The sequence below is a fragment of the Kitasatospora sp. NPDC004289 genome (assembly GCF_053602875.1).
This window is the reverse complement of sequence record NZ_JBSGEL010000030.1, coordinates 35,021-55,008: the sequence shown is the minus strand read 5'-3', so window position 1 is coordinate 55,008 and position 19,988 is coordinate 35,021. Positions and strand designations below refer to the sequence as shown.

The following is a 19,988-nucleotide window of genomic DNA, read 5'->3' as shown; positions in this document are numbered from 1 at the left end:
GGCGGGGGAATCCCCGCCGGGCCACCGGCCACGGCCAGGTGATGGGGGAGAGGGCGCGGCAGCCGGTCCGGCGGCCGCGCCCTCCGCCGTGCCGTGCGGGTGATCGGGGTCGGTGGGCGGGGCGGTAGACGCCAACGCCGCGTCAGGAAGCGGGTGTTGCGTGTCAAACGTCCGTCAGTACGGTGGTGGGGCCGATGGTCGGTGGGCGTAGCGTCAGCACCGTGCCCGCCGCCGGCTTCGGTGGCCGGACCCTGCCCGAGGAGAGGAATAGCCATGCCGCAGTGCGCGTGCACCGAGGACTCCGAGCCGTGTGAACCCGCCCCGGCCGGACCGCTCTACGTGCCCGTCCGGCCGGGGCCGACGGGGTGCACCGCCCGGTTCTTCCGCACGGCGCTCGGCGCCCGGACGGCCGTCGGGTTCACCACGGGGCAGCTGCTGGCCGCCGCGCTCGGTCCGCAGCAGCCGTGGATCCGGCTCGCCGAACCGGCCCTGCGCGCACTCGCCGAGCCGATGGGCGTCACCGTCCTCACCGTGGATCCCCAACTCTCCGCTCCCGCACCCGCCGTGGACACCTGGGACCCCCTGCGGATCGACGCCCCCCGAACCACCGCCCGCCGCCACCTCCCGATCGGCTGAGGCCCCTCGTGTCCATCGCGCGGCCCACCGCCCACCCGACCGTGTGGGTCCCCGACGAGGCCGGGCTCCGCGACCGGTGCCGTTCCTACCGCTCCGCCTTCCCGGATGCCGACGTGGTGCACGTGGCGCCGCCGTACCTCTGCGGCCCCGTCGTCCGGTGGGTCCGGGAGGAGGGGCTGGGCCTGGAGGTGCGCTCGACGAGGGAGTTGGACCTGGCGGTGGCGGCCGGTCTCCCGCCGGGGCGGATCCTGCTGCACGGCGGTGCCGGGAGCCCCGAGGCCCTGCGCGCCGCAGTGGAACTCGGCGTGGGGCGCATCGTCCTCGACAGCGCTTCGGAGAGTGCGCGGCTGGCCGCGCTGGTCGCGCCGGGTACCCGCCAGCAGGTGCTGCTCTCGGTGCTGCCGGGCGTCGGGGCGGGTGGGCGCACGCTCGCCGGCCCGGCCGGCCCGCGGCCCGGCCTCTGCGTCACCGACGGATCCGCCCAGCATGCCATCGCCCGCCTCGTCCGCCGGCCCGAGCTCGAACTCGTCGGCCTCTCCTGCCAGGTCGGTGCCCAGCCCGGGACGCTCAAGCCGTACCTGGCCGCCGTACGCCGGATGGTCGGGCTGATGGCTCGGACGCGGGAGCAACACGGAATCCAGCTGAGGCAGTTGGACCTCGGCGGCGAGACCGGGGCCGACGGTCCGGTCGACCTGGCTCCGCCCGTGCTGTCCGCCCTGGCTCACCGCCTCCGGGCCGAACTGGCCCACGGCTGCGCCCAGGCGGGCCTCGCGGTGCCCAGGCTGACCCTGGAGCCGGGCCGCGAGGTCACCGGCCCCGCCGGGGCGACTGACGACCGGTCCTTCAGGACGACCGCCGACCCGATGGGGTGAGGGGCCGACGCCTGCTGCGGCTCCCCGGAACCCGTCCTCCCGGCGGTGCGCCTCTCCCGAGGCGGACCGTCGGTTCGTGCGGCCGGAGCCGGCCGCGCCGCGCGGGTCGGCGGTGGCGACCAGGGCCGGACCGGACGCGCCGCGGACCGCCTCCGGGTGGACCCTCCCACGGGGGGAGGGTCCACGATGGGGGCGTGCACGAGGAGCTACTCACCATCGGGCGGTTCGCCCGCCTGTGCCGGCTGAGCGTCAAGCAGCTGCGGCACTACGACGACACCGGCCTGCTGGCGCCCGCCCGGGTGGACGGGGCCACCGGCTACCGGTACTACGAACCGGCCCAGGCGCGGGACGCGCTGACCATCGCGCTGCTGCGCGAGATGGACCTTCCGCTGGCCGTGATCGCCCGAGCCTTGGCCGCGGGGCCGGGGGAGCGGGCGGAGATCCTGCGCGCCGAGCGGGACAGGGTGGCCGAGCGGATCCGGCGGGACGAGGTGCGGCTGGGCCTGCTGGAGCGTCTGGCGGAGGGCGGTCTGCCGGAGCAGGGCTACGCGGTGACGGTGGTTCAGGAGCCGGAGCTGCGGTTGGCCGTGGTCCGGGGCGACTGCGCTCCCGACCGGATCGCCGAGGCCTTCGGGGCGTGCGCGGGCCGTCTGCTGCCCGCGCTGGCCCGCTCCGGCACGGGGTGGGAGCCCCCGCTGTGGGGGCTGTACCCGCTGGACCTGGCGGAGCCGATGGGCATCGCCGTCGGCGCGCGGACCATGGCGGCGGAGGTGGAGGGCCTGGAGACCGTGATTCTGCCGGGCGGGATGGCGGTGGAGACCGTGCACACCGGCTCGTACGCCCAACTCCCGCTCGCCTACCACGCGTTGTTCGCCGCCGTGCACGAGCGCGGGCTGCACCCGCTGGCTCCGGCCCGGGAGGCGTACCTGGTCGGCCCGCACGAGGCCCCGCAGGAGGAACTGATGACCCGGCTGGTGATCCCGGTCCGCGAGAGCGAGGAGCAGAGCGCATGAGCACGGTGGCCGGTGTGGAGACCCGGGGCGGGCAGCACTGCGAGACCACGGCCCTGGGGGTGCTGCTGCGGCACGAAGGGATCGACCTGTCCGAGCCGATGCTCTTCGGGCTCGGCTCCGGGCTCTCCTTCGTCTACTGGGACGGCAAGGGCATGGACTTCCCCTTCCTGGGCGGCAGGGTCAGGCCCTTCGAGCTCACCCGCAACCTGGCCGCCCGGCTGGCCCTGGACCTCGTGGTCCGGGAGACCACCTCCCCGGGCAGGGCCTGGGAGAACGTACGGGCGGCGGTGGAGGATGACGGCCGCCCGGTGGGGCTCCAGCTCGACAGCCACTACCTGGAGTACTTCACCTCGAAGGCGCACTTCTCCGGTCACGTGGTGGCGCTGTACGGCTACGGGGACGGCCGGGCGCTGCTGGTGGACACGGCGCAGCAGGGCGGCGCCGTCTCCACCGGTCTGGCGAGCCTCGCGGAGGCCAGGGCGGCCCGAGGTCCGATGGCCGCCAAGCACCGCTCCTTCACCCTGGCGGTACCGGCCGCCGGGGCGCTCGACCCGTACCGGCAGATCGTGCCCGCCGTCACCGCCTGCGCCGAGGCCTTCCTCAACCCGCCGATCGCCAACCTCGGCCACCGCGGTATCGCCAAGACGGCCAAGATGGTGGGTGGTTGGCGCGACCGCGCCGCGGATCCGGAGCGTGACCTGCCGCAGGCCGCCCTGCTGATGGAACGGGCCGGCACCGGTGGTGCGCTGTTCCGCAACCTCTACCGGGACTTCCTCGCGGAGTGCCTCGGGCTGATCGGCGGGGACCGGCTGCGCACCGGCCACGCGCTGTACGCCGAGGCGGCCGGGCTCTGGACGGAGGTGGCGGCCCTGGTCGGACGGGCCGGTGCCCCGGACGGGCAGGCCCGGCTCGACGAAGCGGCCCCGCTGCTGGGCGAGTTGGCCCGGATCGAGCGCGAGGCCATGCAGGTGCTGAGCCGACTGGAGGAGCGGTGAGCCGGTGAGTGCCCCTTTCTGAACCCGTAATGCCTGGTCAGGGTATTGATGGTGGTCTTGGCACGGCTGGAGGTGTTCGTTTCGCTGTCACGGTGACAGCGAAGCGAACACCTCCATGGTTCTGGTCGTGTCGTGTTGGTGCGTTTCGGTGTGCCACTTGCTCCCGGTCCGGGGGCTTGGCGGGGCTCGGCGGGCTTATCCGAGGACGTCGTCGGACTGGTGCGCGACGTGGTCGCTGGAGCTGACGGCGTCGAGGAGTTCGAACGCGTCGTTGGGCTGGAAGTGTTCGACTCCGTTGGCGTCCACGGGGGCGCCGTGTTCGTTGAGGTGCAGTCCGTTCTGAGCCATCCAGGTGTCGCGGTCCATCGCGGTGAGTCTCCTCGGTTGTCGCGGATCGGGTGTGACGCGGCGGACGGTACAAGATCAGGCCCGCGGGTGTTTGGGGCTTGGGGCCGGGCGCGGGGCCGTCGCCGCCTGGTTCAGGTCACCGCCACCGGCACCTGCGGGAGTGAGGGCGGGCTGACCAGTGCAGCAGCAAGCCAGGGGGCATCAGCGAACGGAACCGGCCAACGTCACGAGCTTCACCCGTTCGAGTGAGCAGACGGCCTGCCCCCATTGCGGCGCACCCCGCCAACGTGCCGGGCAGAACGGCGCCTCCAACCGGACCCCGACCACGAGCAGCTCACCGCACTGCAGACCGCCACACCCGTCACCCAGCCTAGGGAGGGCCGGCCACTCCAAGCCGAACTTGACGCGCAGGCTTCAGGATCAGGCACTGAGCTAGCGCTTTAACCACCTGCCCTGAACGGCGTCTCGAACATGGTGGTGGCGGGCTGTTGGCGGGGACGACCTCAAAGGGGCAGGGTACTCGCCTCTCTGGGGCGAGTACGGACAGCAGTCAGATGACTGATGCCGCATGGATGACTGCGACGACACAGTGGAGCTGTTCCGCGGGCAGGGCCCCGGAGCGGTGTCCACTACGAAGGAGATCCTGTACATGAAGCGCATCGCACGGGCCTCGGCTGCCCTCCTGCTGGCTGGAGCCGCAGCCACCGGGGCAATCACCGCGAGCACCGGGACGGCTTTCGCGGCGGCCAACGTCTCGTACGCCAACGACCTGGTGCGTACCTACGACACGGGTGTCAGCGCCGACAACTGGAACGGCTGCAACAAGGCGAAAGACGAGCAGAACTACTACCTCGACCACGTGTTTCCCCGCGATCCCCAGGAGTACTACTACTGCGCACCGGGGTACTTCGGAAATGGTGTCCAGCGGGTCAACCTCTGGTTCAGGCACCGGGCCTGACCTTGCGCTTTAGCCACCCGCCCCGAACGGCGTCTCGAACATGGTGGTGGCGGGTTGTTGGCGGGGACGACCTCAAAGGGGCAGGGCTCGGGCGTTGACCGTGTGGTCGGTGCCCGGGCCCCGGCTGTTGACGGCTGTTCAGCCCTCGGCACAGGCCATCGCGGACGTGACCAGCTTGCTGGCCCCCGGCGACGCCCGACGCTAACCGGTCCTCGGGTGCTCCGGCCGATCGGGCAGGCACCGCGAACTGCCGCCGGGCCGGCAGGCCCGTAGGCACAGGGTCTGCCTCGGGCGCTCAGCTTGTGCCTTTCCATCTCGGTCGAACGGTGCCTCGAACGGGATCGCTCATTCGGGGGTTCGCCGGACGTGGGCACGGCCTTCGTCTGATCATGTGCTCCGACCAAGGACGCACCTGAACTCGACGAAGGCCGTGGGGGATGAGTCTGCTGTACCGCGATGCCAGGCGGGATCCGTTCGCTGAAGCGTCACACTTCCGGGAGGCCTTCTTCGCGTGTCTGACCGCGCGGAGGGATGAGCTGTTCGAGCTCGTGGACGCGTTGCTGTGCGCGGACGGTCCCGTGACAGCACCCGTTGACCTGACGCTGCTGCCGGAGCACCGGCGTGGGCACGGCGCGCTGTACGACGCGCTCAACCGCGGCCGACTCGACGTCGCACGGCTGCGGCGGACACTGGCCGCGCTGCGCCAGCCGAAGGCTGCCGACGACCGGCTCGTCCTGGCGGTGGACGTGAGCAACTGGCTGCGGCCGGACGCTGAGTGCAGCGCGGACCGGCTGTTCTGCCACACCTACGGCCGTGGCCGGGACCAGCATCTGATGATCCCGGGCTGGCCGTACTCGTTCGTCGCCGCTCTTGAATCAGGATGTACCTCTTGGTGCCAGTTGCTCGACGCCGTACGACTCGGGCCCGAGGACGACGTCGCTGAGGTGACTGCCGACCAGGTCCGCCGGGTGATCGAGGACCTGGTCGCCAGCGAACGCTGGTGTGAAGGGGATCCGGACGTCTTGGCCGTCTTCGACGCCGGCTACGATGCCCCGCGCCTGGTCTACCTGCTGAAGGATCTGCCGGTGGAAGTGCTGGGGCGGATGCGCTCCGATCGGGTCATGCGACGGCCGACGCCGACACAGCTGGAGTACTCCCTGGCCTACCCCCAGGGCGGGCGCCCCCCGAAGCACGGCAGGGAGTTCCGCTTCGCCAAGCCCGGCACCTGGGGAGAGCCCGACACAGTGACTGTCCAGGCCACCGACCGCTACGGCACAGCCTCCGCGATGGCCTGGGACCGCCTGCACCCGCGGCTCACCACCCGATCCGCCTGGATCGACCACGACAGCGAACTCCCCCTCATCGAAGGGACACTGATCCGCCTTCAGGCCGACCACCTACCGGGCGGAGGCGACCCGCTGCCGCTCTGGCTGTGGTCCTCCGCCACCGGCATGAGCGCCGGCGACGTCGATCTGCGCTGGCAGGCGTTCCCGCGAAGGTTCGACCTGGAGCACACGTTCCGCATGATCAAGCAGACCCTCGGCTGGACCCGCCCCAAGCTCCGCACCCCGCAAGCGGCGGACCGATGGACATGGCTGGTCATCGTCGCGCACACCCAGCTCCGCCTCGCTCGGCCGCTCGCCGAGGACGTCCGCCGCCCCTGGGAACGGGCAGCCCAGCCGAACAAGCTCACCCCCGCCCGGGTCCGACGGGGGTCAGGAACATCCGCCCGACTCTGCCCTGCCCGGTCCGGGTTCCCAAACCCACCCGGCCCGGCCCCGGCAGACCACCCGGCTCGAAGAACCAGCGGCCCGCCACCCGCTACGACGTCGGCAAAACCATCCGCCGCCCCGAGACCATCATCGAACGCAACCGATCTCGACCATAGAAGACCAGCTGAGTGAGCCGGTGAGCAGGGTGAGCCGGCGCCGTCCGGTGGGGCCTCAGGCCGGGGTGTGGTGGTCCGGTGCGGTGAGGAGGCCGAGGCCCTCACGGGTGGCGGCGACCACGACCCGGTCGCCGGGGGAGAGCAGGTGGGTGGGGGCCGGGTTCCAGAGGAGTTCGGGCTCGGCGGTGTAGGGGCTGGTGAGGTCGGGGCGGCGTTCGGCGGGGTCGGCCAGGTCGAGGGCCAGGATGCGCCAGGAGCCCGGGCGTTGGGCCTCGCCGATGGTGCGGTCGGCGAGGTGGGGGTTGCCGGTGACGTCGAGGGCGGCGACCAGCAGGACCTCGCGGCCGATGGCGATGGCGCCGAGCACCTGACGGCCCATCATCGCCGAGGCGAAGGCGGGAGCGGAGAGGAAGGAGACGCTGCGGCTGCGGGTGTCGGCCTGGGGGTAGGAGGCGCGCAGGGCGCGGTAGACGTCGTTGGCGAAGCCGTCGTCGAACAGCCGGAGCACGACCCGGAGCCGGGGGTCGCTCTCGCGGGCGGCCAGCGCCGCCTCCAGGTTGGTGCCGTCCTCGCTGGTGAGGACGAGCAGGGCGCGGCTGTGGCCGATCCTGGCGGCCTCCAGGACGCCGTCCTGGGTGGCGTCGCCGATGACCACCGGGACGTCGTAGGTACGGGCGCGGGCGATGCCCTGGGCGGTGGGGGAGCGGTCCACGCAGACCACGGGGATGCCCAGCTCCCAGAGCCGGTCCAGGACCCGGCTGCCGACCCGGCCGAGGCCGACCAGCACGACGTGCCCGGTCAGGCCGGACGGCGGGCGGCGCAGGGTGGTGGCGGAGCGGAAGGTGCCGAGGGCGTCCAGGCTGAGGGCGATCAGGAACGGCATCAGCATCATCCCGCTGACGGCGGAGACCAGTTGGAGGGTCTTGCCGCCGGGGCCGGCCTCGGCGGCCGGGTCGGAGATGCCGAGCACGTCGAGGGTGACCAACCAGGCCGCGTGCACGGGGGGTTGGCCGGTGACCAGCCAGGTGACGGCGGTGAGGACGAGCAGCAGCAGGGCCAGTCCGGCCAGGGCCCAGCGCAGCCGCGGGGTGAAGAGTTCGGCCAGCGGGAGGCGGTTGAGGTCGGGGAGCCGGCGGGGGCGGGGCGGGGTGGTGGGGCCGAGCAGTTCCAGGACGGTGCGGGGGCCGGAGGCCGGGACGTCGGCCGGGTCGGGCAGCGCGACCTGGGCGGGGCGGCCGTCGGGGTGCGGCGGCACCGGGGCGGGGGCGGCCAGGACGGCGAGTTCGGTGCCCTCGGCGCGGGCCCCGGGCTCCAGTTCGGCGACCCGCAGCAGCCTGCCGTCGACGGGCAGGGCGTGGGTGTGGCCGCCCAGGACGGCGGCGACCAGGGCCGGGGCGGCCGTGGCGGAGGCGGACAGCACGGTGGTGGAGGCCGTGAGCGAGCCGGGGGCCAGGCCGGGGTCGCGGGCCAGGGCGGCGCGGTCGAGGAGCTGCTCGACCCGGGTGCCCAGGCGCCGGTTGAAGACCCGCACCACCAGGCGCAGGTCGGGGTTGAGGCGGCGGGCCCGGAGCGCGGCCTGCAGGTTGGCCTGGTCGTCCTCGGAGGTGAGGGCGAGCGCCGCGGCGCGTGGCACCCCGGCGGCGGCCAGCGCCGCGGCATCGGTCTCGGCGGCCTCGACGGTGCTGACCCGCAGCCCCCGGTCGGCGGCGAGCGCGGTGATCTGGGGTCCGTGCCCGTGCAGCCGGGACGGGAGGACCACCACGACCTCCTGCCGGTAGAGGGTGGCGAGTTCGAGGGCGATGCGGTGGGCGAGCGCGTCGTTCCCGCAGACCACCATGTGCCCGGAGAGCTCCGGCGGCCGCTCGGGCTCCCGGGGGAGCGGGAGGGGCAGCGGGGGCTGCTCGAACCGGGGCGGTTGGTGCAGCTGGGGCGGGTGGGGCGGGATCGAAGTGCTCACCGGCACAGTCTGGCCGTCACCGGACCCCTCGGGCACACCGGGCACCGATTGTTGACGACCTGTCACCTGCGGGCGGACTCAGGGCAGCAGCAGGCGGCTGCCCGGGGGGAGGGCGCCGGTGCGGGCGGCTTCGGTGAGGTGGGTGAGCAGGGCCGTCCGGAACTCGGCGGCGGCGCGGCTGAGGGGGACCTCGCGGCCGTGCGCGAGGGCGATGGTGCGGCCGAGGCCGGGGCGGGTGAAGGGGGTGACGTGCAGGCCGGAGCGGGCGGCGACCATGCCGGGGAGCACGGCCGGGCCGAGGCCCGCCCGCACGGAGGCGAGGACGGCGTCCATCTCGCCGCCCTCGACGGCGTAGACGGGCTCGAAGCCGGCCCGGCGGCAGGCGGCCAGGGTGGTCTCCCGGACGTCGTAGCCCTCGCGGAACATCACCAGCGGGCGGTCCCGCAGGTCCTCGATCCGGGCCCGGCGCCCGGCCGCCGGGGCGGTGGCGGAGACCAGGACCAGCTCCTCGTGCAGCACCTCGGTGACGGCCAGTGAGACCGGCCCGCCACCGGCCGGCGGGACCACCAGGGCGAGGTCCAACTCGCCTGCCTCCAAGGCGCTTTCGAGTCCGCGCGAGCCACCCTCGCGCAGCTGCAGGTCGACCCCGGGGTGGGCGGATCGGAAGGTCCGCAGCACGTCCGGGACGAGGCTGACGCACAGGCTCGGCGGAGCCCCGAAGCGGACCCGGCCGCGCCGCAGCTGGACCGTCTCCTGCACCGCGCGGCGGGCCGACTCGGTGTCGGCCAGGATGCGCCGGGCCAGCGGCAGCAGGGCCTCGCCCGCGTCGGTGAGGGTGGCCCCCGTCCGGGCGCGGTGGAACAGCGCGGCCCCCAACTCCCGCTCCAGGGAACGGATCTGCTGGGAGAGGGAGGGCTGCGCGACCAGCTCCCGCTCGGCGGCCCGGGTGAAGTTGCGGGTCTCGGCGACGGCGGTGAAGTAGCGGAGCTGCTGGAGCTGCATCCACCCATCATAGGCTCTGCCTATCGCCAGGACCGGAACCATGTCTTGGACGCACCGTGCCGAAGGTCCCTACCGTTTCCGGCATGGCACTCGCGACCCGGACGGACGGCCGTCCGCCCTCCCGTCCGTCCAAGCTGGCGGTCCTCTGGCGCTCGACCCTCGGCAAGAAGGCGGTCATGGCGGTCAGCGGACTCGTCATGCTGCTCTACCTGGTGGCCCACATGCTGGGGAACCTCAAGGTGTTCTTCGGGCCGGAGGACATCAACGGCTACGCGCACTGGCTGCGCACCCTGGGCCAGCCGCTGCTGCACTTCGGCTGGTTCCTCTGGCTGGCCCGGGTGGTCCTGCTCACGGCCGTGGTCGCGCACGGCGTCGCCGCGTACCAGCTGAGCCGCCGCGACCTGAAGGCCCGTCCGGTCAGGTACGCGCACACCCGCCGCCGGGCGAGCTACGCCACCCGCACCATGCGCTGGGGCGGGGTGATCCTCGGGCTGTTCATCGTCTGGCACATCCTGGACCTGACCACCCTGACGGTGAACCCGCTGGGCGAGGAGGGCCATCCGTACCAGAACATCGTGGCCTCCTTCTCCACCTGGTACGGAGGCGGGGTCTACTGCCTGGCCGTACTGGCGCTCGGCCTGCACGTGCGGCACGGCTTCTGGAGCGCCGCCCAGACCCTCGGCGCCAACAACCCGCGCCGCGACCGGGGGTTGAAGCTCACCGCGAACGGACTCGCGCTGCTGCTCACCGCCGGCTTCCTGTCCGTCCCCGTCGCCGTGATGACCGGAGTGGTCCGATGAGCTACCTCGACTACACCCTCGGCGCGCCCGTCGCCGACACCAAGGCCCCGGACGGCCCGATCGAGGAGCGCTGGGACCGCCGGCGGTTCGAGGCCAAGCTGGTCAACCCGGCCAACCGCCGCAAGCACACCGTGATCGTGGTCGGCACCGGCCTGGCGGGCGGCGCGGCCGGCGCCACCCTGGCCGAACAGGGCTACCACGTGGTGCAGTTCTGCTTCCAGGACTCCCCGAGGCGCGCCCACTCGATCGCCGCCCAGGGCGGCATCAACGCGGCCAAGGACTACCGCAACGACGGCGACTCGGTGCGCCGCCTGTTCTACGACACCGTCAAGGGCGGGGACTTCCGCGCCCGCGAGTCCAACGTGCACCGCCTCGCCCAGGTCTCGGTGGAGATCATCGACCAGTGCGTGGCCCAGGGCGTCCCGTTCGCCCGCGAGTACGGCGGGCTGCTGGACACCCGCTCCTTCGGCGGCGTCCAGGTCTCCCGGACCTTCTACGCCCGCGGCCAGACGGGCCAGCAGCTGCTGCTCGGCGCCTACCAGGCGCTGTCCCGGCAGATCGCCGCCGGGAACGTCGAACTGCACGCCCGCACCGAGATGCTGGACCTGCTGGTGGTGGACGGCCGGGCCCGCGGGATCGTGGCCCGCGACCTGGTCACCGGCGAGCTGACGACCCATCTGGCCGACGCGGTGGTGCTGGCCACCGGCGGCTACGGGAACGTCTTCTACCTCTCCACCAACGCCAAGAACTCCAACGCCACCGCCGTCTGGCGGGCCCACCGGCGCGGCGCGCTGTTCGCCAACCCCTGCTTCACCCAGATCCACCCCACCTGCATCCCGCGCAGCGGCGACCACCAGTCCAAGCTCACCCTGATGAGCGAGTCGCTGCGCAACGACGGCCGGATCTGGGTGCCGAAGGCGAAGGGCGACACCCGCCCGCCGGCCGAGATCCCGGAGCAGGAGCGCGACTACTACCTGGAGCGGATCTACCCGGCCTTCGGCAACCTCGTCCCGCGCGACATCGCCTCCCGGGCCGCCAAGGTGGTCTGCGACGAGGGGCGCGGCGTCGGCCCCGGCGGGCAGGGGGTCTACCTGGACTTCGCCGACGCCATCGCCCGGCTGGGGCGGGACACCGTCGAGGCCAGGTACGGCAACCTCTTCGAGATGTACCAGCGGATCACCGCCGAGGACCCGTACACCTCGCCGATGCGGATCTACCCCGCGATCCACTACACGATGGGCGGCCTCTGGGTCGACTACGACCTGCAGACCACCGTGCCCGGCCTGTTCGCCATCGGTGAGGCCAACTTCTCCGACCACGGCGCCAACCGGCTCGGCGCCAGCGCCCTGATGCAGGGCCTGGCCGACGGCTACTTCGTGCTGCCGCCCACCCTCAACCACTACCTGGGCTCCACCCCGCTCGCCCCGGTGCCCGCCGACCACCCCGAGATCGCCGCCGTCGAGGCCGAGACCGCCGACCGGCTGGCCCGCATCCTGGCCGTCGACGGCGACCGCACGCCCGACTCGCTCCACCGCGAGCTGGGCGAACTCCTCTGGGACGAGTGCGGGATGGCCCGCGACGAGGCCGGGCTGCGCCGGGCGCTGGCGCGGATCCCGCAGCTGCGCGAGGAGTTCTGGCGGCGCGTCAAGGTCCCCGGCAGCGGGGCCGAGCTCAACCAGGCGCTGGAGAAGGCCAACCGGCTGGTCGACAACCTGGAGCTGGCCGAGCTGATGTGCCTGGACGCGCTGCACCGCACCGAGTCCTGCGGCGGCCACTTCCGCACCGAGAGCGCCACCGCCGAGGGCGAGGCCGCCCGCCGCGACGAGGAGTTCTCCTACGCCGCCGCCTGGGAGTTCACCGGCACCGGGCGGGCCCCCGTGCTGCACCGCGAGGAACTCCACTTCGAACACGTCCACCCCACCCAGCGGAGCTACGCGTGAACCTCACCCTGCGCATCTGGCGCCAGCCCGGCCCCGACGCCCCCGGCTCCATGACCACCTACCAGGTCTCCGGCATCAGCCCCGACATGTCCTTCCTGGAGATGCTCGACACCCTCAACGAGGAGCTGATCCGGCGCGGCGACGTACCCGTCGCCTTCGACCACGACTGCCGCGAGGGCATCTGCGGCGCCTGCGGCATGGTGATCAACGGCCAGGCCCACGGCCCCGAGCGGACCACCACCTGCCAGCTCCACATGCGGCACTTCCGCGACGGCGACACCATCGACGTCGAGCCCTGGCGGGCCGGCGCCTTCCCGGTGGTCAAGGACCTGGTGGTGGACCGCACCGCCCTGGACCGCATCATCGGCTCGGGCGGCTACGTCACCGCCCCCACCGGCTCGGCCCCCGAGGCGCACGCCACCCCGGTGCCGAAGGAGATCGCCGACCTCGCCTTCGAGCACGCCGAGTGCATCGGCTGCGGCGCCTGCGTGGCGGCCTGCCCGAACGGTTCGGCGATGCTCTTCACCGCCGCCAAGGTGGTCCACCTCAACGTCCTCCCGCAGGGCGCCCCCGAACGCTCCTCCCGGGTCCGCGCCATGGTCGACACCATGGACGCCGAGGGCTTCGGCGGCTGCACCAACACCGGCGAGTGCGCCACCGCCTGCCCCAAGGGCATCCCGCTCACCGGCATCTCCCTGCTGAACCGCGAACACCTCCGCTCCCTGCGCGGCTGACCGCGTGTCAGCGACCGCCGGGGACGCCGCGCAGGGAGCGGAGGTGCCCGGTGGTCAGTGCTCGGTGACGTCGACGCCGCGCCAGAAGGCGATCCGGCCGCGGACGTGCTCCGCCTCGGGCAGCGGGTCGGCGTAGTACCAGGCGGCGTCGGGGTTGGTCCGCCCGTCGACGTCGAGGGTGTAGTAGGAGGCAGTGCCCTTCCAACCGCACAGGGTCGTGGTGTCGGAGGGGAGGAGGAACTCCCGCCGGACCGAGTCGAGCGGGAAGTAGTGGTTCCCCTCGACGACGACGGTCTCGTCGCTCCGGGCGATGACGGTGTCCTGCCAGCGTGCGGTAGCCATGCGCCGATTCTGGCGGGCCGGGGCCCGGGTTTCAATGCGCGCTGCGGGACGGGCGGAGACGGACGGAGCGGAGATGAGAATGCGGTGAGATCCGCAGGGGCGCGGAATCCCCGTCAGGACGGGGCCGACCTGCGGTGCGGCCGCCGGCGGAGCGGCCGAGGAGCCCCCGGAAGGCCCGGATTCACAGGGAACCGAGAGGTTCCGGTGCCAGGGTCTGACTCCTCGGCGGCGCCAGGCCGCCCGGGTACTCCCCGGAGAGGAGGCCGCGATGGCCGCCGTCACACCGCCGCCCCGCCGCATGAACCGTCGCACGGCTCGCCGCACGACCCACCGTTTCCCGGTCGCCACCGTCCCCGTTCTGGTGCGGGCGGCCGTCGCCCTCGGTGCCCTCGCCGTCCTCGCGCTCTGGTGGCAGGGGACCGGTGCGGTCACCGGGGCGGCCGGGTGGCTGACCGGGGCCGGCCGGATCACCGGACTGCTGGCCGGGTACGCGGCCCCGGTGCTGCTCCTGCTGATGGCCCGACTCCCGTTCCTGGAACGGGAGGTCGGCGCCGACCGGCTGGCCCGCTGGCACGCCTTCGGCGGGCGCTACCTGGTGGCGCTGGTGACGGTGCACGTGCTGACGGTCGTCTGGGGCTACGCGCTGACGGACGGTCAGGGGGTGCTCGGCGAGGGCATGGAGATCGTGTTCCACTACCCCGAGATGCTCAAGGCCGCGCTGGGCACCCTGCTGCTGCTCGGCACCGGCGCCGTCTCCGCCCGCGCGGCCCGCCGGCGGCTGTCCTACGAGGCCTGGTACTTCCTCCACCTGGCGGCCTACCTCGCCGTCGCCCTGGCCTTCGGCCACCAACTGGCCACCGGCGCCGACCTCGGCGGCGGCACGCCCGGCCGGGCCGCCTGGTACGTGCTCTACCTCGGCACCGCCGCCGCACTCGGCTGGTACCGGCTGGCCCTGCCGTGGCTGCGCGACCGGCGGCACCGGCTGGTGGTCGCCGAGGTGCGGCCGGAGGGGCCGGGCGTGGTCTCGGTCTTCCTGACCGGCCGTCGGCTGGACCGACTCCGCGCCGAGCCGGGCCAGTTCTTCCGCCTGCAGTTCCAGGCGCCCGGGCTGCGCTGGGCCGCCAACCCCTACTCGCTCTCCGCGCCGCCGCACCCCGGGCACCTGCGCTTCACGGTGAAGGACCTCGGCCCGCACAGCGCGGCGGTCGCCGCCCTGCGCCCGGGCGCCCGGGTGCGCGCCGAGGGCCCGTACGGCGCCTTCACCGGACGGCTGCACCGGCGGCCGAAGGTGCTGCTGCTCGGCGCGGGTGTCGGGATCACCCCGCTGCGCGCGCTGTTCGAGACGCTGCCGGGCGAGGTGACGCTGGTGCAGCGGGCCCGAGGTCCCGAAGAGCTCCTGTTCACAGGGGAGTTGGCGCTGATAGCGGCCCGCCGGGGCGCCACGGTGCACGCGCTGACCGGCTCCCGGGCCGAGGTCGGCGAGCTCGGTGCGGCCCTGGGCCGGCTGGTCCCGGACCTGGCGGAGCACGAGGTCTACCTGTGCGGGCCCGAGGCGATGGCGGCGGAGGCCGTCCGGGCACTGCGGGCCGCCGGGGTGCGGGCCGACCACATCCACCACGAGTCGTTCGCCTTCTGAGGAGCCGTCATGCGCAGAGCCGTCGTCACCGGGACCGCCACCGCCGCCGGGGTGATCCTGCTGCTCTCCCTGAAACCGCACGAGAGCACGCCCGCGGCGGCGATCGGCGCGGGCGGCCCCACCGCAGCGCCGGGAGGGGCGGCGGGAGGGCCGGCGGGAGGGGCCGCGACCGACGCCTCGGCCGCCACCCGCTCGGTCACCGGCGACGCGGTCGACACCCGGTACGGGCCGGTCCAGGTGAAGGTCACCCTGACGGGGACGCGGATCACCGCCGTCGAGGCGGTCCGGTACCCGTCCGAGGACCGCCGCGACCGGGAGATCAACTCCTACGCCCTCCCCGTCCTCAACCAGGAGGCGATCTCCGCCCAGAGCGCCGACATCGACGTGGTGACGGGGGCCACCTACACCAGCGACGGGTACACCCGCTCCCTGCAGAGCGCGCTCGACAAGGCCGGCGGGAGCGGCTCGTGAAGCACGCCGAGCACGTCATGGGCACGGTCTTCTCGGTCACCGTGCGGGACCCCGGCCCGCGCACCGCCGCCTCGCTGGAGCGGCTGGTGGCCCGTCTGCACGAGATCGACGCGCGCTTCTCGACCCACCGGGAGACCAGCGAGGTCAGCCGACTGGCCCGGGGAGAGGTCGAACCGGCCGACTGCCACCCGGAGTTGGCCGAGGCGCTGGAGCGCTGCGCGCAGACCGGCCGGGAGACCGACGGCTGGTTCTCCGCCCGGCCCGCCGGCCGGCTGGACCCGAGCGGCTGGGTCAAGGGCTGGGCGGTCGAGGAGGCCTGCCGGATCCTGCGGCACTCCGGCTCCCGGGAGCACTGCGTGAGCGGCGGCGGCGACATCCAGACCGCCGGCGGCCCCTGGCGGATCGGCGTGGCCCACCCGCTGCGGCCGGGCACCCTGGCGGCGGTGCTCACCGGACGCGACCTCGCCGTGGCCACCTCCGGGACGGCCGAGCGCGGCGCCCACGTCCTCGACCCCGCCACCGGTCGACCGGCGCTCGGCTTCGCCTCGCTGACCCTGGTCGGCGCCCCCGGCACCGGCCTGGCCCGCACCGACGCCTGGGCCACCGCGGTCTGCGCGATGGGCCCCGCGGCCGGTCTCGCCTGGGTCGAGGAACGCCAGGAGGTCGAGGCCTTCGCGGTCCTCCCCGACGGCTCCCAGCTGCGCACCCACGGCCTGGCTCACTACCTGCCCCGGGCCGCTCCGTCGGCCTGGACGCTGCGGGCCGCCGTGCGCTGAACGGTCGTTCAGGTCGTCGGAGCCCCGCGCAGCCGCTTCACGTCCCGTACGAGTGCATACAGGGCACAGAGGACGAGCACACTGCCGGCGACGACCCAGAGCACCGACGCTCCGGAGCGGTACTCACGGACCGCCCCGGCCAGCAGCACGGTGCCGGCGAGGGCGCCGAGGACGGAGATCAGGGCACTGATGCGGTTGGACATGGGGACATCATCGACCAAGGGTCCGGCCGACCGGCGCGGGGGTGGTGGGTAACGGCGGGTCAGGACGGGGCCGGGGTGTCGTCCGGGGTCCAGTCGGGGTGTTCGCGGGCGGCCCACGGGCGGGAGACGGTGCCGGTGCGCATGCCGCGGCGGGCTTCGGGGTCGCGGGCGGCCATCCAGATGTGGCCGGTGACGGCGACGGCGACGGCCGTGGCGAGCCAGTCGTGGACGAAGGTGGCCCCGGTGCGCCAGGCCAGCGGGGCGAGGCCGGTGAACCACATCAGGAGGCCGGTGCCGAGCAGGACCAGGACGGCCCCGGCGGTGAAGGCGGCGTAGAGCTTCTGGCCGGCGTTGAACTTGCCCGCCGGGCGGTGGGGCGAGCCGTGGCGGACCGCGCGGAGCCAGGTGCGGTCGGCGGCGGTGAAGCGGTTGAGCCGGGTGAGGTCGGCGCGCAGGTGGTGGGAGACCAGGCCGAGCAGCAGCGGCACCGGGAGGAGCAGGCCGGACCACTCGTGCACCGTCCTCACCAACCCCCGCCTGCCCACGAGTTGGGAGAGGGAGGGGAGGTAGAGGACGGCGGCCGTGGCCAGGCAGGTGAGCATCAGGGCGGCGGTGGCCCGGTGCACCCGGCGCTGGGCGGGGCTGAAGCGGGCGACCCGGGGCACCGGGGGGACGTGGGCGGTCTCAGGAGGTCGGGGCATCGTCGCGTCCGTTCGATCGGCCGACCCAGGCGTCGGTCTCGTAGCCGCGGCGCTCCCAGTAGCCGGGTTCGACGGCGGGGGTGAGGGTGATGCCGGAGAGCCACTTGGCGGACTTGTAGAAGTACATCGGCGCCACGTACAGCCGCACCGGCCCGCCGTGCTGGTGGGTGACCGGGGCGTCCTGCATCCGCAGGGCCAGCAGGACGTCGTCCCGGCGGGCCTGATCGAGCGTCAGGGACTCGGTGTAGGCGCCGTCGAAACAGCTGAACCGCACCGCCGCCGCGTCCGGCCGCACTCCGGCGGCGTCGAGCAGGTCGGCCAGCCGGACGCCCTCGAAGCGGGTCTCGGGCACCCGCCAGCCGGTCACGCACTGCACGTCGCGGACGATCCGGCGCTGCGGCAGGGCCTGGAGCTCGGGCAGCCGGTAGGCGGCCGGGCGGTCCACCAGACCGTCGACGGTCAGCATGTAGTCGGCGGCCGTGCGGGGGCGCACCGAGTCGACCACCGAGTAGTAGCGGAAGCCGCTGCCGCCCGGCAGCAGTCCGGTCACCCCGGTCGGGTCCGCGCTGGTGACGGCGTCCACGCCGCGCTGGAGCCAGGGCCCGGCCGCGACCCCGGCCGCGCCGAGCCCGAGCATGGCCAGCACCACCCGTCGCCCCACCGGCGCGCCGGTGGCGGCCGTTTCGTCCTCGTGCTTCATGGCTCCGATTCGAGCAGGTGGAGCGGCCCGGGCCAAGGGGTGGCGGAGGGACGTGAGACTTCCGTCATCTCTCGGCCCGGCGGGGCCGTGGGCGTGTCGGTGCAGCCGGTTCGGAGGGTGGTCGGGCCGGACGCAGCGTGCCGCGCACCGGGCCGCCGGCGAACTCGCCCGGTACGGAAGGCTGCTGATGGTGCTGGTCGTTTCGCGCCGTCCCCGTCGAGGCGTTGGAGGGCCCACCGGCCGACCGCGACCGCAGGCGCGAGCGCGGCCGGAGACCGGATCAGGCCTTCGCGGGGGTGTCCGGTGCGGGTCTCAGCGGGGTGCCCGGTGCCGGGCGCGGGCTCGGCGGGCGGCGGACAGGCCGGCGGTGAGAGCGGTCACGGCCGCGATCCCGGCCAGCAGGAGCAGCCAGTTGCGCAGGTAGGGCAGCGGGAGGACGGACGGGTTGCCGTGGTCCTCCCCGGCCCGCAGGACGGCCGGCACCGCGACCGCACTGACCGCCGCGGCCACCGTCAGCCCGGCGCGCACCGCCGGGTGGCGGGTGAGCGGCACCCCGGCCAGCAGGACCAGCGGCACCCAGAGCCCGTCGTGGACGACGACGGCGCCGGCCGACCAGAGCAGCACGTCCAGCGGGTCGGTGATGTAGGGGTCGGTCAGCAGCCCGTACAGGCCGAAGGCAAGGAGGGCGGCGCCGGCCGCGCCGAGCACGATGCGCAGGGGCCTCATCCGAGCACCTCGATCCGGGAGACCCACTTGGTCTGCAGGACGCCGGGGCGGTTGGGGGCGATGACCCGGGCCGGGTGGCCGTGGTCGGCGTCGAGGACCTGACCGTTGACGGCCAGGGCGAGCAGGGTGAGCGGATCGCGGGCGTACACCGGCTCCATGGTGGTGACGGCGTAGGGGCCGGAGGTCTCCAGGGAGACGATCCGCAGCCGGGCGTCGGCCGGCACCCGGGCGAGGTCGAGCAGGTCGCGCAGCCGCACGCCGGTCCAGTCGGCCGAGGCGCTCCAGCCCTCCACGCAGGAGATCGGCAGCCGGGCGGAGTGCTGCGGCAGGGCGCGCAGGTCGGAGAGGGAGAGGCGGAGCGGGGTGGGGCCGTGGACGGTCAGGTGCCAGTCCGCGGGGACGGTGGTGGTGCCGGCCTGGGCGGCGGTGCGGTTGACGGGCAGGCCCTGCGGGCCGAGGTCGGGGCGGCGCGGGGCGAGCAGGTCGAGGCCGCGCAGCCAGGGGACGGTCTGTCCGGCGGTGGTGAGGGTGACGGCCGTGACCGAGGCGGCGACGGTGCCCAGGAAGGCGCGGCGGCCGGGCAGCGGCAGGCGCGGACGCCACCAGTGCTCGGTGATGGTGGCGGCCTTGGCGGCGACGTGCAGCAGCAGGGCGCCGGTGATGGTCCAGCCGAGCCAGAAGTGGGTCTGCCGGAACGGGAACGGCCACGGGTACCACTGCAGCGTGTTGAGCAGCCCGGTGAACAGCTCCAGCAGGGTGGCCGCGACCAGGACGGCGATGGCCGCGCGCTCCAGCAGGTGCAGGACGCTGCGCGCCGGCGGCCACTCGAAGAGCCTCGGGTAGACCGTCCAGAGCTTGGCGCCCAGCAGCGGGATCGCGGCCGTCCCGGCGATCACGTGCAGGCCCTGGGTGACCCGGTAGCCGTCCACCGGACGGCTCGTCAGCAGGCCGCGCAGCCAACCGGGCGGCTCCTGGAGGCCGTGGCTGAGCAGACCGGTCAGGAAGCAGAGCACGATCGCCGCCCCGAGCCAGCGGCCGAGGACCACCGCCGTGCGCGGTTCGTGCAGGCGGGAGCGGAAGGTGCCCTCGCGCAGCGGGCCGATCCGCAGGGCGTCCGGGGGCGGCGGCAGGGGGAGGTCGAACCGGCGGGAGGAGCCGTCGGTGGTGGTGTCCTTCATGCCTTCATCAGAGCGCCGATCGGGGCGGTTCGAGCGGTGCGACATGCTTACGGAAGTCGTACGGCGGCCTGCGGCTCCCGGCTGCGGCCTTGCCGCGGTGGCACGCTGACGG

21 protein-coding genes are annotated in these 19,988 nt (G+C 73.9%); 12 read left to right on the top strand and 9 right to left on the bottom strand.

The genetic code is table 11. The features are described from left to right. Nucleotides 1-273: 273 nt before the first annotated feature. The 4 genes from ACWEPF_RS21285 to ACWEPF_RS21270 all read left to right on the top strand — a co-directional run bounded on the left by ACWEPF_RS21285 (nt 274) and on the right by ACWEPF_RS21270 (nt 3,516). Nucleotides 274-636: an SAV_915 family protein gene (locus tag ACWEPF_RS21285; protein WP_452173763.1), complete on the top strand. Its 363-nt coding sequence runs from the start codon at nt 274-276 to the stop codon at nt 634-636. 8 nt (nt 637-644) lie between these two features. Then, nucleotides 645-1,508, top strand: coding sequence for a diaminopimelate decarboxylase family protein (locus tag ACWEPF_RS21280; RefSeq protein ID WP_452173762.1), 864 nt, complete (start codon nt 645-647; stop codon nt 1,506-1,508). A gap of 194 nt (nt 1,509-1,702) precedes the next feature. Then, nucleotides 1,703-2,521: a MerR family transcriptional regulator gene (locus ACWEPF_RS21275; protein ID WP_452173761.1), complete on the top strand. Its 819-nt coding sequence runs from the start codon at nt 1,703-1,705 to the stop codon at nt 2,519-2,521. Beyond that, nucleotides 2,518-3,516, top strand: coding sequence for a BtrH N-terminal domain-containing protein (locus tag ACWEPF_RS21270; RefSeq protein WP_452173760.1), 999 nt, complete (start codon nt 2,518-2,520; stop codon nt 3,514-3,516). The genes ACWEPF_RS21275 and ACWEPF_RS21270 overlap by 4 nt, the downstream gene beginning before the upstream one ends. A gap of 195 nt (nt 3,517-3,711) precedes the next feature. On the opposite strand, the gene ACWEPF_RS21265 is transcribed toward ACWEPF_RS21270, so the two are convergent. Next, nucleotides 3,712-3,882, bottom strand: a complete 171-nt coding sequence (locus ACWEPF_RS21265; protein WP_452173759.1) for a hypothetical protein — start codon at nt 3,880-3,882, stop codon at nt 3,712-3,714. Between the two features lie 631 nt (nt 3,883-4,513). On the opposite strand from ACWEPF_RS21265, the gene ACWEPF_RS21260 reads away from it, so the two are divergent. Both ACWEPF_RS21260 and ACWEPF_RS21255 read left to right on the top strand, forming a co-directional pair. Continuing rightward, on the top strand, nt 4,514-4,822 hold the full coding sequence (locus ACWEPF_RS21260; protein ID WP_452173758.1) for a hypothetical protein: 309 nt from the start codon (nt 4,514-4,516) through the stop codon (nt 4,820-4,822). Nucleotides 4,823-5,259: 437 nt separating this feature from the next. Continuing rightward, nucleotides 5,260-6,726 carry an NF041680 family putative transposase gene (locus tag ACWEPF_RS21255; protein ID WP_452173757.1) on the top strand — a complete coding sequence of 489 codons (1,467 nt, stop codon included), beginning with the start codon at nt 5,260-5,262 and terminating at the stop codon, nt 6,724-6,726. 39 nt (nt 6,727-6,765) lie between these two features. Here the strand turns inward: ACWEPF_RS21255 and ACWEPF_RS21250 are convergent, their stop codons facing one another. Together ACWEPF_RS21250 and ACWEPF_RS21245 are read right to left on the bottom strand one after the other, a co-directional pair. Then, nucleotides 6,766-8,667, bottom strand: a complete 1,902-nt coding sequence (locus ACWEPF_RS21250) for a potassium channel family protein (protein WP_452173756.1) — start codon at nt 8,665-8,667, stop codon at nt 6,766-6,768. A 78-nt stretch (nt 8,668-8,745) separates the two neighbouring features. After that, entirely contained in the window at nt 8,746-9,669 is a 924-nt protein-coding gene (locus tag ACWEPF_RS21245) for a LysR family transcriptional regulator (protein WP_345280397.1), read from the bottom strand. 83 nt (nt 9,670-9,752) lie between these two features. On the opposite strand from ACWEPF_RS21245, the gene ACWEPF_RS21240 reads away from it, so the two are divergent. Genes ACWEPF_RS21240 through ACWEPF_RS21230 form a run of 3 tightly spaced genes read left to right on the top strand, consistent with a single transcriptional unit; the run spans nt 9,753 to nt 13,143 of the window. Then, the gene (locus ACWEPF_RS21240) at nt 9,753-10,469 is read left to right on the top strand and encodes a succinate dehydrogenase cytochrome b subunit (RefSeq protein WP_452173755.1); all 717 of its coding nucleotides are present in this window, start codon (nt 9,753-9,755) and stop codon (nt 10,467-10,469) included. Beyond that, complete coding sequence (locus ACWEPF_RS21235; RefSeq protein ID WP_452173754.1) at nt 10,466-12,409, top strand: fumarate reductase/succinate dehydrogenase flavoprotein subunit; 1,944 nt, start codon at nt 10,466-10,468, stop codon at nt 12,407-12,409. The genes ACWEPF_RS21240 and ACWEPF_RS21235 overlap by 4 nt, the downstream gene beginning before the upstream one ends. Further along, nucleotides 12,406-13,143, top strand: coding sequence for a succinate dehydrogenase/fumarate reductase iron-sulfur subunit (locus tag ACWEPF_RS21230; protein WP_452173753.1), 738 nt, complete (start codon nt 12,406-12,408; stop codon nt 13,141-13,143). The genes ACWEPF_RS21235 and ACWEPF_RS21230 overlap by 4 nt, the downstream gene beginning before the upstream one ends. 54 nt (nt 13,144-13,197) lie before the next feature. Here ACWEPF_RS21230 and ACWEPF_RS21225 read toward each other — a convergent pair whose 3' ends face one another. Next, the gene (locus ACWEPF_RS21225) at nt 13,198-13,485 is read right to left on the bottom strand and encodes a DUF427 domain-containing protein (RefSeq protein WP_452173752.1); all 288 of its coding nucleotides are present in this window, start codon (nt 13,483-13,485) and stop codon (nt 13,198-13,200) included. Nucleotides 13,486-13,753: 268 nt separating this feature from the next. Here ACWEPF_RS21225 and ACWEPF_RS21220 point away from each other — a divergent pair, with 268 nt between their 5' ends. Genes ACWEPF_RS21220 through ACWEPF_RS21210 form a run of 3 tightly spaced genes read left to right on the top strand, consistent with a single transcriptional unit; the run spans nt 13,754 to nt 16,368 of the window. Continuing rightward, nucleotides 13,754-15,121 carry a ferredoxin reductase family protein gene (locus ACWEPF_RS21220; protein WP_452173751.1) on the top strand — a complete coding sequence of 456 codons (1,368 nt, stop codon included), beginning with the start codon at nt 13,754-13,756 and terminating at the stop codon, nt 15,119-15,121. A 9-nt stretch (nt 15,122-15,130) separates the two neighbouring features. Further along, nucleotides 15,131-15,592: an FMN-binding protein gene (locus tag ACWEPF_RS21215; RefSeq protein ID WP_452173750.1), complete on the top strand. Its 462-nt coding sequence runs from the start codon at nt 15,131-15,133 to the stop codon at nt 15,590-15,592. Next, nucleotides 15,589-16,368: an FAD:protein FMN transferase gene (locus tag ACWEPF_RS21210; RefSeq protein WP_452173749.1), complete on the top strand. Its 780-nt coding sequence runs from the start codon at nt 15,589-15,591 to the stop codon at nt 16,366-16,368. Before ACWEPF_RS21215 ends, ACWEPF_RS21210 begins: the two co-directional genes overlap by 4 nt. Before the next feature lie 8 nt (nt 16,369-16,376). Here the strand turns inward: ACWEPF_RS21210 and ACWEPF_RS21205 are convergent, their stop codons facing one another. The 5 genes from ACWEPF_RS21205 to ACWEPF_RS21185 all read right to left on the bottom strand — a co-directional run bounded on the left by ACWEPF_RS21205 (nt 16,377) and on the right by ACWEPF_RS21185 (nt 19,876). Beyond that, a complete protein-coding gene (locus ACWEPF_RS21205) occupies nt 16,377-16,571 on the bottom strand; it encodes a hypothetical protein (protein ID WP_452173748.1) in 195 nt (64 codons plus the stop codon). A gap of 59 nt (nt 16,572-16,630) precedes the next feature. Continuing rightward, entirely contained in the window at nt 16,631-17,272 is a 642-nt protein-coding gene (locus ACWEPF_RS21200; protein ID WP_452173747.1) for a cytochrome b/b6 domain-containing protein, read from the bottom strand. Further along, nucleotides 17,256-17,972 (bottom strand): molybdopterin-dependent oxidoreductase, encoded by a 717-nt coding sequence (locus tag ACWEPF_RS21195; RefSeq protein ID WP_452173746.1) that lies wholly within the window; start codon nt 17,970-17,972, stop codon nt 17,256-17,258. The genes ACWEPF_RS21200 and ACWEPF_RS21195 overlap by 17 nt, the downstream gene beginning before the upstream one ends. A 312-nt stretch (nt 17,973-18,284) precedes the next feature. Beyond that, a complete protein-coding gene (locus ACWEPF_RS21190) occupies nt 18,285-18,698 on the bottom strand; it encodes a hypothetical protein (protein ID WP_452173745.1) in 414 nt (137 codons plus the stop codon). Then, a complete protein-coding gene (locus tag ACWEPF_RS21185) occupies nt 18,695-19,876 on the bottom strand; it encodes a molybdopterin-dependent oxidoreductase (RefSeq protein ID WP_452173744.1) in 1,182 nt (393 codons plus the stop codon). Before ACWEPF_RS21185 ends, ACWEPF_RS21190 begins: the two co-directional genes overlap by 4 nt. Between the last annotated feature and the right edge of the window lie 112 nt (nt 19,877-19,988).